Genomic DNA, 13,317 nt, shown 5'->3' on the forward strand with positions numbered 1-13,317 from the left:
GAGTGCCGGATCGCCCAGATGGCCGCAGCGGCACGGGTTCATCGCGGCGATGAGCTGCACCCGCGCCGGGTAGGTGACGTGGGCATTGGCGCGCGCGACGGTGACTTCGCCCGTCTCCAGCGGCTGGCGCAGCGAATCGAGGACCTGGCGCTGGAACTCGGGCAGTTCGTCGAGGAACAGCACGCCCAGATGCGCCATCGAGACTTCGCCGGGGCGCACTTTCAGCCCGCCGCCGGTCAGGGCGGCGATCGAGGCGGAGTGGTGGGGTGAACGGTAGGGGCGGGCGCGGCTGATGCGGCCGTCTTCCAATGTGCCCGCCACCGAGGATACCATGGAGACTTCCAGTGCCTCGGCCGGGGTGAGTTCGGGCAGGATGCCGGGCAGGCACGCGGCGAGCAGCGACTTGCCCGCGCCCGGCGGCCCGATCATCACCAGATTGTGCGCACCCGCCGCCGCGATTTCCAGCGCGCGCCGGGCGGTTTCCTGCCCCTTAACCTGCTTCAGATCGGGCCCGCGCTCGGGAGGGTCGGCGCGGCCCGGCTTGGGCGGGGGCAGGACTTGCGTGCCTTTGAGATGGTTGAGCAGACTGATCAGGTTGGGCGCGGCCACCACCGGCACGCCGCCCTTGCCGTTACTGGCCCAGCTGGCCTCGCTGCCTTGCGCGGCCGGGCAGATCAGGCCCTTGTCCCTCTCGCTGGCATGGAGCGCGGCAAGCAGCACGCCGGGCGAGGGGATGATTCGTCCGTCCAGCGCCAGTTCGCCCACGGCGACGAAGTCCGCCATTTGCTCGGCATCGACCACGCCCATGGCACTGAGCAGGGCAAGGGCTACCGGAAGGTCATAATGCGAGCCGTCCTTGGGCAGGTCCGCCGGGGAGAGATTGACCGTGATCCGCTTGGGCGGCAGCGCCAGCCCCATGGCGGTAAGCGCGGCGGAAACCCGCTGGCGGCTCTCGCTCACTGCCTTGTCAGGCAGGCCGACCAATGTGAAGGCGGGGAGGCCGGGCGCGATCTGGCACTGGACTTCGACGGCACGCGCTTCCAGACCGAGATAGGCCACGGTCGAAACCAGCGCGACCACGAAAAGCCCCCATTTCTCTAAGGTGTTAATTAACGATCGGGTTTTACTATCCGATTTGTCCGGACGCGGGGATCGATAATTTATCCCTTACAACGTTTTAACCAGATCGGGCATGATTTGGGTAAGGCGCGCGGGCGCACCCTTCGCGCATGCGCTCGTCCCCTGTACTCCTCGGGCTGTTCAGTCTGGCTGCCGCGTCCCCCCTGTCGGCGCAGACCATCGCCTACGAGGCCGTCGAAGTGGATGCCGACCTTTTCGTCAACGGTGGCGAGCGCAGTCTTCCTGTCCGCTGGAGCACGGCTCCTGCAACGCCGGTTCCGGCGGGGGCGGTCCACTACGGCCCGTTTCGCGTGCTCGATGAAGGGCGGGCGGCGCTGGTGGATGTCACTGGCCCGCGCAGCCCGGGCCAGTTCGCGGCGATGCTGCGCGATCATCCGGGCATTGCCGAGATTGAGATGGTGGAATGCCCGGGCACCGAGGATGACCTTGCGAACTTGCGGCTGGGCCGGATGATTCGGGAGCGGGGCATCGCCACGTACGTTCCGAACGGCGGTTCGGTGCGTTCGGGCGGGGTGGAGCTGTTTCTGGCGGGCGCGCGCCGCTATGCCGATCCCGGCGCAGAGTTCGCCGTGCATTCGTGGAAGGACGACGCCGGGCTGGAGCCGGACGACTATTCCGCCAATGCCCCCGAGAATCGCCGCTACCTTGATTACTACGCGCAGATGGGCATGAGCCCGATCGAGGCGGAGGCTTTCTATGCCATGACCAATTCGGTGCCGTTCGAATCGGCCAAGTGGTTTGGCACGGGAACGATGGGGCTGTGGGTCAAACTGGACCGCGCCGTGCCGGAAAACCAGGCCGTAAACTTGGCGCATCAGCACGTCTCGTCCTTGACTCTCTCCTACAGCTCCAGTAACGGCCCGCGTCTGTAATCGGCTGTCCGCCGCGCGGGCGGCCCTTTTTGTTCGGGTCCTTCGGGACCGATTTGGAATTTCGAGGACTGACATGAAGCGCACTTTCCAGCCTAGCCGCCTTGTCCGCGCCCGCCGTCACGGCTTCCGCGCCCGCACGGCGACCGCCGGTGGCCGCAAGGTGCTTCGCGCTCGCCGTGCCCGCGGCCGCAAGAAGCTCTCGGCGTAATCTGCCTGGCAGCAGGCAAGGGCGTTCGCCCTTGCCGTTCGGCACCAGCCCACGCCCCCGTCCGGCCCTTGCGGTGATGGACAGGGGCGTGGGCTGGTGCCGTTTTGCTTGGTGCGAATCGGTGGTTCCGGTTCCATCGCTGCCGCATTGGCTGTAAACGCTCACCCATGACCGCTGCCTATCAGACGATGACCCGCCGGTCCGACTTTCTGGCTGCCAATCGCGGCCTGCGAGTCGCGCGTGCGGGATTCGTCCTGCTGGCCAACGCCAATGGCGGGCAAGGGCAGCGGGCAGGGATCACCGTGACCAAGAAGATCGGCAATGCCGTGGTGCGCAACCGCATGAAGCGCCGCTTTCGCGCGCTGCTGCGCGAACTGCTGCCGGAGCATGGCCTGCCCGATACCGACCATGTGCTGATCGGGCGCGAGAACGGGATCGAGCGCGATTTCGCGCTGCTGCGCGAGGAACTGGTGGCGGCTTTGGGCCGTGCGCGGGCGGGCAAGGGCGATCCGGCCCGGCGCAAGGGCGCGCCGCGAAAGGGGCGCCGGTGACAGGCGGGGGCATGAAGAGGGCGCTGGCCTTTGTCGTCTCGCTGCCGGGGCTGCTGTTGATCGGCATTGCCCGGGCGTGGCAGCTCGGGCCGTCCCGGCTGATGCCGCCGACTTGCCGCTACAGTCCGTCGTGCTCGCAATATGCGATTGAGGCCGTGCGCAAGCATGGTGCGATTAAGGGTGGATGCCTGGCGATATGGCGTCTATTGCGCTGCCAGCCTTGGGGCGGGCACGGCCATGATCCGGTTCCGGATTGAATAGAACGCCCCGGTAGAACGATTGACGAGAAGCGGGCGGCTTGCGGCGCCGCTGCTGACGGGAATACGACAGGAAGCGCCTTCGTGGATAATCAGCGTAACATCATCCTGGCGGTCGTTCTGACCGCGCTTGTCCTTTTCGGATGGGAAGCCGGAATCGGCTATTTCTATCCGCAGGCCAAGGCGCCGGTACAGGCCGAACAGACGGCGGACGCCAGTAAGAGCACGAAGCCTGCTGATGCCAGCAAGATCAAGCCTACCCGCGAGGGAGGCTTGCGCGATGCGGCCGACGTGGCGCTGGAAAAGCAGGATCTGAAAGCCGCGCTGACTCACGGCGGCCGCGTGCCGGTTGCGGCGCCGGGCCTGTCGGGCTCGATCAACCTCACCGGCGCGCTGATCGACGATCTGGTGCTCAATCGCCACCGCGAGACGGTGAAGAAGGATTCGGGGCCGGTGCGCATCTATTCGCCCGCCGGCACGCCCGCGCAGCAGTTCGCGCAGTTCGGCTGGACCGGCGATGCCGGAGTTACGCCCCGGGCGCAGACGGTCTGGAGCGTGCCTGCAGGGGCTAAGCTGACGCCGTCGACTCCGGTGACGCTCACCTGGGACAACGGCAAGGGGCAGGTCTATTCGATCACGTTCAAGATCGATGACAACTACATGATCACCGCCGACCAGAGCGTGGCCAACAAGGGCAATGCGCCGGTTTCGGTGCAGCCTTTCGGCCTTGTGAACCGCACGGACGAGACCGCCAGCCTCGATACCTGGAACGTGCATTCGGGGCCGATCGGCGCGTTCGACGGTTCGGTGAATTTCGGTACCAACTACAGCACGGTCTCTGACGCTCGGACTGTCAAGGAAGCCGGCAATACCGACTGGATCGGCTTCACCGATATCTACTGGATGTCGACGCTGATCCCGGTGAAGGCCAAGGCGGAAGGCACGTTCCGTTCGCTGGGCGATCACATTTTCCGGGCCGATGTGGTTTATGGTCCGTCGGTGGTGCAGCCGGGCAAGGTTCTCACGCAGGAAACCAAGCTGTTCGCCGGGGCGAAGGAGCACACCGTGCTCGATGCCTATGAAAAGCAGGGCATCACCAACTTCGGTCTCGCCATCGACTGGGGTTGGTTCCGCTGGTTCGAAAAGCCGATCTTCTGGCTGCTCACCAAACTGTTCAGCCTGGTCGGGAACTTCGGTGTCGCGATCATCCTGCTGACGGCGATCGTGCGCGGCATGATGTTCCCGATCGCCCAGCGCGGCTTTGCCAGCATGGCGGCGATGCGGGCGATCCAGCCGAAGATGAAGGCGATCCAGGAGCGTTACAAGGACGACAAGGAACGCCAGCAGAAAGAGGTGATGGAGCTCTACAAGAAGGAAGGCGTGAACCCGCTTGCGGGCTGCCTGCCGATGTTCCTCCAGATCCCGGTGTTCTTCGCGCTCTACAAGACCCTGATCCTGGCGATCGAGATGCGCCACCAGCCCTTCGTGCTGTGGATCAAGGACTTGTCCGCGCCCGATCCGCTGCACATCCTCAACCTGTTCGGCCTGCTGCCGTTCGATCCGCCGGGCTTCCTGGGGATCGGCGTGCTGGCGCTGCTGCTGGGCGTGACGATGTACTTCCAGTTCAAGCTCAACCCGGCACAGATGGACCCGACGCAGCAGCAGATTTTCTCGCTGATGCCGTGGTTCATGATGTTCGTGATGGCGCCGTTCGCCTCGGGCCTGCTGATCTACTGGATCACCTCGAACCTGCTCACGATCGCGCAGCAGAAGTACCTCTACAGCCGCCATCCGCAGCTCAAGGCACAGGCGGACAAGGATGCGCAGGACAAGCAGCGCGCCAGCGAGCGAGAGAAGAGCAAGGCCTGACGTGGACAAGACACCCGAGGATCTGGCCGCCGGCGAACTGGCCGAGCGTGCGCGCAAGCTCTTTTCAGGACCGGTCGCGTTCCTGAAGAGTGCGCCCGCGCTCAAGTTCCTGCCCGATCCGGAAGTGCCCGAAGTGGCCTTTTGCGGGCGGTCCAACGTCGGCAAGTCCTCGCTGCTCAATGCGCTGACGGGCCGCAAGGCGATTGCCCGCACCTCGGTGACGCCGGGGCGCACGCAGGAACTGAACTTCTTCGACGTGGGCGATCCGCTGCAGTTCCGTCTGGTCGACATGCCGGGCTACGGCTTCGCCAAGGCGCCGCCTGCGGTGGTCGAGACATGGCGGCGGCTGGTGCGGGACTTCCTGCGCGGCCGGGTCGTGCTCAAGCGCACGCTGCTGCTGGTGGACAGCCGTCACGGCGTGAAGCCGGTCGATGCCGAAATGATGAAGATGCTGGACGAGGCCGCGGTGGGCTATCGCATCGTCCTTACCAAGGCGGACAAGATCAAGGCCAGCGAGCTGGAAAAGGTGCACGCGGCCACTGTGGCCGAGGCGCGCAAGCATCCGGCGGCCTATCCGGACGTGCATGTCACAAGTTCGGAAAAAGGCATGGGTATAGAAGCGCTGCGCGCCGCCGTGCTGGGTGACGCGGAACTTTGACGGGAAGCGGAAGGTTTCTCCGGAAAACTGCCGGTTTTCGTGAATATGACGATTGTGTGACGGCTCGCGGCCCATTATGGGCTCGCGCTTTCATGCGCCGGGGGGAAGGAGGATATCTTGCCGATGCGCCAGATTGCCGTTCTTCCTTATCGCACCACCGGGCCGGAGGTGGATGCGCCGATCCAGATCCTGCTGATCACCTCGCGCGAGACGCGGCGCTGGGTCGTGCCCAAGGGCGGGCTGATGAAAGGCCTGCCGCCGCATGCCGCCGCCGCCGTGGAAGCGGAGGAGGAAGCGGGCGTGCTGGGCGCGGCCTGCCCGGTGCCGCTCGGCTCCTACCGCTATCGCAAGAAGCGCAATTCCGGGGCCTTTGTGTGGGCCGACGTCGATGTGTTTCCGTTCTCCGTCACCGAGGAGCTCGATACCTGGGACGAGCAGCACCAGCGCGAGCGCCGCTGGTTCTCGCTGGCCGAGGCGGCCGAGGCGGTCGACGAGGAAGACTTGCGGGCGCTTATCCGTTCCTTCGGTGCGCGCGAGTTTCGTGCCGCCGCCAGTCCTGCCCGCCTGATCGGGGCCGTGGCCGACAAAACAGGGGTTAATACGATGTTCGCGTGGTTCCAGAAGCTGCTGCCGCAGCAGAGCCATTTCTTCGACTTGTTCGAAAAACAGGCGGCAACGCTGGTGGCCGGGGCCGATGCGCTGGCGCGGCTGGCGCAGGGCGGTTCGGCCCGGGGGCAGCACATCCGCGAAATCGAAGAGCGCGAGCACGACGCCGACGATATCACCCGCGACGTGCTCCATGCGGTGCGCCGCAGTTTCCTGACCCCGTTCGACCGTTCGGCGATCACCAGCCTGATCACCACGATGGACGATGCCATCGACGAAATGCAGCAGACTGCGGGCGCCGTCGATCTTTACGACGTCAGCGAGTTCGAGCCGGAAATGCGCGACATGGCCGCAATCATTGTCGATGCCGCGCGCCTGACGGCGGAGGCCATGCCGCTGCTGCGCAAGATCGCGGACAACGGCCACCGCCTGCACGAGCTGACCGAGCGGCTGGTGCGCATGGAAGGCCATGCGGACGAGATTCACGCGCAGGGCCTGAAGCGCATATTCAAGGCCAGTTCCGGCAAGGATCCGCTGCACTTCATCGTGCGCCAGGAGATGTTCAAGCGGCTGGAGCGCGTGGTCGACCGCTTCGAGGATCTGGCGAACGAGATCGACGGCCTCGTGATCGATCACGCCTGAGCCTGCCATGGATCACAGTCTTGCTCTGCCGCTCCTGATCGGCCTTGTCATGATGGGGCTGGCGTTCGATTTCCTGAACGGCCTCCACGATGCCGCCAATGCCATTGCCACGGTGGTGGCGACGCGGCTGCTCTCGCCGGTCATGGCGGTGCTGTTCGCCGCCGCGGGCAACTTCGCTGCCTACTGGTTCGTGGGCTTGCACGTCGCCGAGACGGTGGGCAAGGGCATCATCGACAAGGACGCGGTGACGCCTGCGGTGGTTTTCGGGGCGCTGGTCGGGGCGATGTTCTGGAACGTCGTCACCTGGTTGAAAGGCATTCCTTCCAGTTCCAGCCATGCGCTGATCGGCGGGCTGCTGGGCGCGGGCATGGCGCATGGCGGTTTCGCGGTGGTCGAAAGCTCGGGCACGACCAAGACGGTGGTGGCCATCGTCGCTTCTCCGGTGATCGGGTTCGCGATCGCCATGGCGCTGATGCTGGCCACAAGCTGGGGTTTCCGGGGCTTTTCGTCGCGTTCCGCCAATCGCTCGTTCAAGGGGCTGCACTTGCTGTCCAGCGCCGCTTATTCGATCAGCCACGGCGGCAATGACGCGCAGAAGACGATGGGCATCATTGCCGTGCTGCTCTATTCGACCGGGCATCTTTCCGGAGGGTTCCACGTGCCCGAATGGGTGGTGCTGTCCTGCTATACGGCGATGGCGCTGGGCACGCTTTCAGGCGGGTGGAAGATCATCAAGACGATGGGCTCCAAGCTGACCAAGCTTAACCATCATTCCGGTTTCTGCGCGTCCGGAGCCGGTTCGATGGTGGTCTTCGGGGCCAGCGCGATGGGCATTCCGGTTTCGACCACCCACGTCATTACCGGTTCGGTCGTCGGCACCGGCGCGGCCCGGCGCGCCAGTGCTGTGCGCTGGTCGGTGGCGAGCCGGGTGATCGTTGCCTGGGTCATCACGATCCCGGCGAGCGCAGCGGTGGGGGCGCTGTTCTATGAGCTGACGCGGCTGTTCTGACCCTTCAGGGGATCTTGTGAACGGCAAAGGCGATCCGCGTGGGGGCCGTGCCGTGATCGAATGCGGCCGCGGCGAATTTGGGGCGCGACATTTTTACGCGCACATCGTTGGAAAAGCCCACGCGTTCCAGCGGCATGCCAATGAAGTTCCGGTCCGCCTTGCCGTTGCCATTGGCGTCCCAATAGGCCTGCGCGGCATAACGGCCGGGCGGCACGCCGCGCACGGTCACGACAGTCGTACCGGCGCGGGCCGCGGTATCGGCGGACCACGGGCAGTCCTTGCGGGTGAATTGGGCAGGCGGGCAGATATCGACATGAACCTTCCCGCTTGCGGTCTCGATTCCCGAAACCGCCACTTCCACCGGCGCCCCGGCGGGAGCGGCGCCCGGAAGAAGCGAACCGGCAAGGAGAGCCATGAGTCTGCGCATGCCGCAGTTATGATCCAACGGAGATCATAAGTCCATCGCGGTAAATACGGCTTCTGCCTCGACAGGCCCCGCTGCAGAGACTAGTCCCTGCCGCTCAAGCCAAAGGGAAGCCCCGCCCCGTGAAGCTCATCATCGGTAACAAGAACTATTCAAGCTGGTCGCTGCGCGGCTGGCTGGCCTGCAAGCAGTCTGGCCTGCATTTCAAGGAATTGACTGTGCCCCTGTTCGGAGAGGACTGGGCGCATATCAAGCAGTCTTCGGACGATCTGGCCCCCAGCCACGGCAAAGTGCCGGTGCTGTGGGATGGCGACGCCGTCGTGTGGGACAGTCTGGCGATCATTGAATATCTGGCCGACAAAGTGGGCCGCGACAGGTTCTGGCCCAAGGCGGACGATGCCCGGGCCATGGCCCGTTCGATGGTGGCGGAAATGCACTCCAGCTATCTGCCGCTGCGCCGGTCTTGCCCGATGAATGTCCGCGCGAAAGTGCAGGGCGCGCAGATCGAGGAGGACGTGCGGGCCGATATCGTGCGCATCCTCACGCTTTGGGCGGAGGCGCGCGCGCGGTTCGGCAAGGGCGGGCCTTACCTGTTCGGGACGTTCGGCGCGGCCGATGTGATCTATGCGCCTATCGTCAGCCGGTTCCTGACTTATGGCATTGCCGTTCCCGGCTTCGCGCAGGCCTATATGCAGGCCATGTGGGAACACGAATGGATGCAGCAATGGATCGCGGCGGCCGAGGCCGAGGAATGGGTGATCGAACAATACGAAATGCCGGTGGCCTGACGATGCGTGCCCTGCTTCTCCTGATCGCCGCGCTGGCTTCATTGGCAGCTTCGCCTGCTCTTGCCTGGGGCGCCTACGGCCACCGCACGGTCGCCGCGATCGCGCTGGAAAACGTGAAGCCCGCCACGCGCGCGCAGATCCGCGGGCTGCTGCACGCTGCGCCGGAGCTGGTCACGCCCGAATGCCCGGTGAAGAGCTTGGAGGATGCCTCGGTCTGGCCTGATTGCGTGCGGCGTGACGGCGCGCGCTGGGCCTATACCTTCCCCTGGCACTACCAGAACATTTCGGTGTGCGAGCCGTTCAACATCAAGGCGAACTGCTCTTACGGCAATTGCGTCAGCGCGCAGGTGAGCCGCAACGCGCACTTGCTCGCGGACCGGCGGCTGCCTGCCGAACAGCGGCTGGAAGCGTTGATGTTCCTCACGCACTTCGTGGGCGATCTGCATCAGCCGCTGCATGTGGGTGAGAACCACGATCTGGGCGGCAACCGGGTGAAGGCGGACTATGGCATGGCGACTGGCCTCAATCTGCACTGGATCTGGGACGGGCCGGAGGCCGAACGCGCCATATCCTCAGCCAATCCGCCGCTGGTGCGCCGGTACAGCGCGGCGGAAAAGGCGCGCCTGGCCACGGGCACGGTCACCGATTGGGCCAGGGAAAGCTGGCAGGTCTCGCGCGATTTCATCTACCCCGCTGCGTTCGGCAAGCTGCCGTGCAACCGCACTGAGGCCGAACACGTAGTGTGGACCAACGAAGCGATCGAAAAGGCGATCCCCATCGTCGATGAGCGAATCGAGCGTGCAGGGCTGCGGCTGGCGAAGATGCTGGACAAGGCGCTGGGCTGAATTTGCCGGGCGGATGCGGCAGCAGTGACGGTGCAGCCAGGCTTGCACCGTCTTAACAAGCGGGGACGCGGCCGCTCTAGGCCCGCGATCAACGAATTTTAAGCTCCTTGTGACATCATCTCCAGACTTCGACCGGAGTCTTGATGGTGCTCGAATTTCTGTTGTGTATCCGCGAGGAACATGACCTGCGTCTGGTGCTTCTGGCAGTGGGGGTAAGCCTGCTGTCGGCGAAGCTTGCAGTGCTGACAATTCGGCAGGCGGGGCCGCAGCAGGCGCGTGCGGCCCGCATCCGGGCCGTGGCGGGCGGTCTGGTAACCGGATTCGGCATCTGGATTGCCCATTTCATTGCACTTGCCGGTTTCCATCGCAGCTCCGTTTCCGGCCACGGGATGGTCATGACCACCGGCTCGCTGCTGGCCGTTCTGGCTGCCATGGCGGGAGCATTCTGGATCGTCAGGACCAGCCGCGCCCGGTATCGCATGCTTTGCGCCAGTGCCATCGCTGCGGCCGGTCTGGCGGTCATGCACTACACCGGTGCGGCGGCGCTTGAGGTTGCCGGGCCGGTTCGCTGGCATCTTCTTACCTTGCTGCTTTCGCTGGTCGTCCTGACCGTTCCTCTCTATCCGGCGCTGTCTCTGGCGGAGCATGGCAAGACCTGGCTGTCGGGCGCTCTGGCATCCGTGATCATGGCCTGTGCGGTTGTGGGCGGACATTTCCTGGGCATGGTGGCGATGCAGTTTCCTGCCGTAGAGGTGACGCCCCCGGAGGAAATGCTCTTGTCCCAGCCGGATCTGGCGGTGTCCGGCGCGGTGTCGGTGGCGCTTCTGGCCTTGTGCTACGCCATCTGGGAAATCTCGCGCCGCAGGGCGGCGACGGCCGCGAGCGAGCGGGAATTCGGATTTCTGATCAAAGGCGTGTCGGACTGCGCCATCTACATGCTCGATCGCGAGGGGCGGATCGCGAACTGGAACGCCGGAGCGCAGCGGCTCAAGGGCTATACCTGCGGGGAAGCCGTGGGCATGACGCTGGACGCATTTCACACGCAGGAAGACCGGGAGGCCGGGCTCTCCGGCAAGTTGCTGGCCATCGCGCAAGACGCAGGCAAGTGCGATCATGCAGGCTGGCGCGTGCGCAAGGACGGTTCGCGCTTCTGGGCCGATGAGACGATCGAGCGGATCGAGGACGATTCCGGGCGCCATCTGGGCTTTGCCAAGATCACGCGGGACATGACCCAGTGTAAACGGGACCAGGACCGGATCCGCGTGACCAGCGGAAACCTCGATGCGGCGCTGGAGCACATGCACCATGCCTTGTGCCTTTATGATTCGAACGACCGCCTGGTGCTGTACAATCGCCGCTTCCTGGAAATGTGGGACGTGACGGAGGACAGTGTTCCGCCCGGAACGCCGTTCATGCAGGTCGTGGAAACGGTGGTGGAGAAAAAGACCGGCGCGAAAGTCCCGCAGGAGCGTCTCGACAATGTGCGGGTGCAGTTGCAGCTGGCGCTGGCCGATCCCAATCGCGCGCCTTACGTTTCCGAATTCAACGGCGGCTTTGTCGTTGCGACTACGGCCCGCGCGCTTCCCGATGGGCGATGGGTGATCACTTTCGAGGACATCTCGGAGCGCCGCCGGTCGGAACAGCAGATCGCCCACATGGCCTTGCACGACGGGCTGACCGGGCTGAACAACCGCACCAGCTTCAACCGCTGGCTTGACCGGGAAATCGGGCAGGTGGAGCAGCGCGGCCAGCAGCTGGCGCTGGTCGCGATCGATCTGGACCGGTTCAACGAGATCAACGACAGCCGCGGCCACAGCGAAGGGGACGCGGTGCTGCAGGGCGTCGCCGATGCCTTGCTGGGAACGGCGCATGACGACGAGATCGTCGCGCGGCTGGGAGGCGACGAGTTCGCCGTGGCCAAGCCGTTTACGGCCCATGCCGAGCTTGTGGATTTCGTCACCCGCATAAACGCCTGTTTCGCCAAGCGGGACGCGGAAGAGGACGAGGGCGGGATCGGGGCAAGCCTGGGCATCGCGATCTACCCCGCCGACGCTTCCGAGCGCGAAGCTTTGCTGAACAATGCGGACCTGGCGATGAAGCGGGCCAAGGAAAGCCTCAGCGAGAATATCTGCTATTATGAGCCGGGCATGGATGAACGCGCCCGCCACAGGCGCCAGCTTGCAAACGATCTGCGCCATGCCCTTGCTCGCGATGAGCTGCGTATCCTCTACCAGCCGCAACGCTCGCTCAAGACCAATAAAGTCAGCGGCTATGAAGCGCTGCTGCGCTGGCATCACCCCCGCTTCGGGTTGATTTCGCCCGCCGAGTTCATCCCGATCGCGGAGCAGACGGGGGAGATCATGCGCATCGGCGAATGGGTGCTGCGCGCTGCCTGCGCCGAAGCCGTGCGGTGGAAGTGGGACGGCAAGATTGCCGTGAACCTCTCACCCGTGCAGTTGCTCAAACCCGATCTGCCCGAGCGGGTGACGAATATCCTGCTGGAAACCGGCCTGTCCCCCCGGCGCCTGGAGCTGGAAATCACCGAAACCGCCATCATCGCCGACAAGGCGCGCGCGCTGCACAGCCTGCGCCGCATCAAGGCATCGGGCGTCAGTGTGGCGATGGACGATTTCGGCACCGGGTATTCGTCGCTCGATACGCTGCACTCGTTCCCCTTCGACAAGATCAAGATCGACAAGTCGTTCCTGCTGCGCGCGGAGCAAAGCGAACAGGCAGGCACGATCGTCCGCGCGGTGCTGGCGCTGGGCAAGAGCCTGGGCATCCCCGTGCTGGCGGAAGGCGTCGAGACGGAAAGCCAGCTGGCGCTGCTGGTCAGAGAGGGATGCGACGAGGCGCAGGGCTATTACTTCGGCAAGCCCGGAGAAGCGCCCAGCATGATCGCATACCGGGCTTCCTTCCAATAGCCGTCCGTTTCCGGTGTGATCCTCTCGCCAGGGCCTGAGCCTAGCGAATCCGTTTGGTGGGGTAGGGCGTGCCGTCCTTGTGGAAGTATCCCTCGCTGGTGAACTTCATGTCGATGTCCGGATAGGCGCCGGTGCCGTTGCGATTGCCTGCGCTGATTGCGATGAAAGTGCAGTCCGCGCTGCTTTCGTTGATCAGGTGGTGCCCGTTGGGGGCGCCCTTCGGCCAGGCGCAGACATCGCCGGGTTTCAGCACGGTGCGGCCATCGTTTTCCACCAGCACGGCCTCTCCTGCCAGCATGATCAGCAGTTCGTCCTCGTCGTCGTGCCAGTGGCGCTGGCTGGACCAGGCGCCGGGCTTGAGCACCACATGGCTCGCGCCCATTTCGGTCAGCCCGCCCGCCGGGGCCAGGCGCCGCCACCAGCGGCCGGAAACCGCCTCGTCGAAGGGCGGGGGATAGCCTGTTGCGTTGGAAGGGGGGATGGCGTCGATATCGAGCTTGGGCATGCTGGCGGTTCCTCCCTAT

At 64.9% G+C, this 13,317-nt stretch carries 14 protein-coding genes; 11 read left to right on the forward strand and 3 right to left on the reverse strand.

From position 1 onward, the window contains the following. Positions 1–1,080, reverse strand: a 1,080-nt coding sequence (locus MTR66_RS06810; protein ID WP_243919042.1) for a YifB family Mg chelatase-like AAA ATPase, incomplete at its 3' end; no start/stop codon positions are given. Positions 1,081–1,229: 149 nt separating this feature from the next. On the opposite strand from MTR66_RS06810, the gene MTR66_RS06815 reads away from it, so the two are divergent. From MTR66_RS06815 to MTR66_RS06850, 8 genes are all read left to right on the forward strand, one after another. Beyond that, positions 1,230–2,012, forward strand: a complete 783-nt coding sequence (locus MTR66_RS06815) for an alpha/beta hydrolase (protein WP_243919044.1) — start codon at positions 1,230–1,232, stop codon at positions 2,010–2,012. 73 nt (positions 2,013–2,085) lie between these two features. Then, positions 2,086–2,220, forward strand: coding sequence for a 50S ribosomal protein L34 (gene rpmH, locus MTR66_RS06820; RefSeq protein WP_039279517.1), 135 nt, complete (start codon positions 2,086–2,088; stop codon positions 2,218–2,220). Between the two features lie 167 nt (positions 2,221–2,387). Then, entirely contained in the window at positions 2,388–2,771 is a 384-nt protein-coding gene (rnpA, locus tag MTR66_RS06825) for a ribonuclease P protein component (protein WP_243919046.1), read from the forward strand. Positions 2,772–2,782: 11 nt separating this feature from the next. Then, complete coding sequence (gene yidD / locus MTR66_RS06830) at positions 2,783–3,028, forward strand: membrane protein insertion efficiency factor YidD (protein ID WP_243919048.1); 246 nt, start codon at positions 2,783–2,785, stop codon at positions 3,026–3,028. 84 nt (positions 3,029–3,112) lie between these two features. After that, positions 3,113–4,897: a membrane protein insertase YidC gene (gene yidC, locus MTR66_RS06835; protein WP_243919049.1), complete on the forward strand. Its 1,785-nt coding sequence runs from the start codon at positions 3,113–3,115 to the stop codon at positions 4,895–4,897. A gap of 1 nt (position 4,898) precedes the next feature. Next, positions 4,899–5,555, forward strand: coding sequence for a ribosome biogenesis GTP-binding protein YihA/YsxC (yihA, locus tag MTR66_RS06840; protein WP_243919056.1), 657 nt, complete (start codon positions 4,899–4,901; stop codon positions 5,553–5,555). Between the two features lie 123 nt (positions 5,556–5,678). Further along, positions 5,679–6,803 (forward strand): DUF47 family protein, encoded by a 1,125-nt coding sequence (locus MTR66_RS06845; RefSeq protein ID WP_243919647.1) that lies wholly within the window; start codon positions 5,679–5,681, stop codon positions 6,801–6,803. Between the two features lie 7 nt (positions 6,804–6,810). Continuing rightward, positions 6,811–7,812, forward strand: a complete 1,002-nt coding sequence (locus tag MTR66_RS06850; RefSeq protein WP_243919057.1) for an inorganic phosphate transporter — start codon at positions 6,811–6,813, stop codon at positions 7,810–7,812. A gap of 4 nt (positions 7,813–7,816) precedes the next feature. Here the strand turns inward: MTR66_RS06850 and MTR66_RS06855 are convergent, their stop codons facing one another. Next, positions 7,817–8,239 (reverse strand): DUF2141 domain-containing protein, encoded by a 423-nt coding sequence (locus MTR66_RS06855; protein WP_243919058.1) that lies wholly within the window; start codon positions 8,237–8,239, stop codon positions 7,817–7,819. A gap of 119 nt (positions 8,240–8,358) precedes the next feature. On the opposite strand from MTR66_RS06855, the gene MTR66_RS06860 reads away from it, so the two are divergent. The 3 genes from MTR66_RS06860 to MTR66_RS06870 all read left to right on the forward strand — a co-directional run bounded on the left by MTR66_RS06860 (position 8,359) and on the right by MTR66_RS06870 (position 12,793). Next, positions 8,359–9,024, forward strand: a complete 666-nt coding sequence (locus MTR66_RS06860; RefSeq protein WP_243919062.1) for a glutathione S-transferase family protein — start codon at positions 8,359–8,361, stop codon at positions 9,022–9,024. A gap of 2 nt (positions 9,025–9,026) precedes the next feature. Beyond that, the gene (locus MTR66_RS06865; protein WP_243919063.1) at positions 9,027–9,869 is read left to right on the forward strand and encodes a S1/P1 nuclease; all 843 of its coding nucleotides are present in this window, start codon (positions 9,027–9,029) and stop codon (positions 9,867–9,869) included. A 143-nt stretch (positions 9,870–10,012) separates the two neighbouring features. Beyond that, complete coding sequence (locus tag MTR66_RS06870) at positions 10,013–12,793, forward strand: bifunctional diguanylate cyclase/phosphodiesterase (RefSeq protein WP_243919065.1); 2,781 nt, start codon at positions 10,013–10,015, stop codon at positions 12,791–12,793. Positions 12,794–12,833: 40 nt separating this feature from the next. On the opposite strand, the gene MTR66_RS06875 is transcribed toward MTR66_RS06870, so the two are convergent. Beyond that, positions 12,834–13,298 (reverse strand): cupin domain-containing protein, encoded by a 465-nt coding sequence (locus tag MTR66_RS06875; protein ID WP_243919067.1) that lies wholly within the window; start codon positions 13,296–13,298, stop codon positions 12,834–12,836. Positions 13,299–13,317: the final 19 nt, after the last annotated feature.

It is taken from the genome of Novosphingobium beihaiense (assembly GCF_022832375.1).
Taxonomy (GTDB): domain Bacteria; phylum Pseudomonadota; class Alphaproteobacteria; order Sphingomonadales; family Sphingomonadaceae; genus Novosphingobium; species Novosphingobium beihaiensis.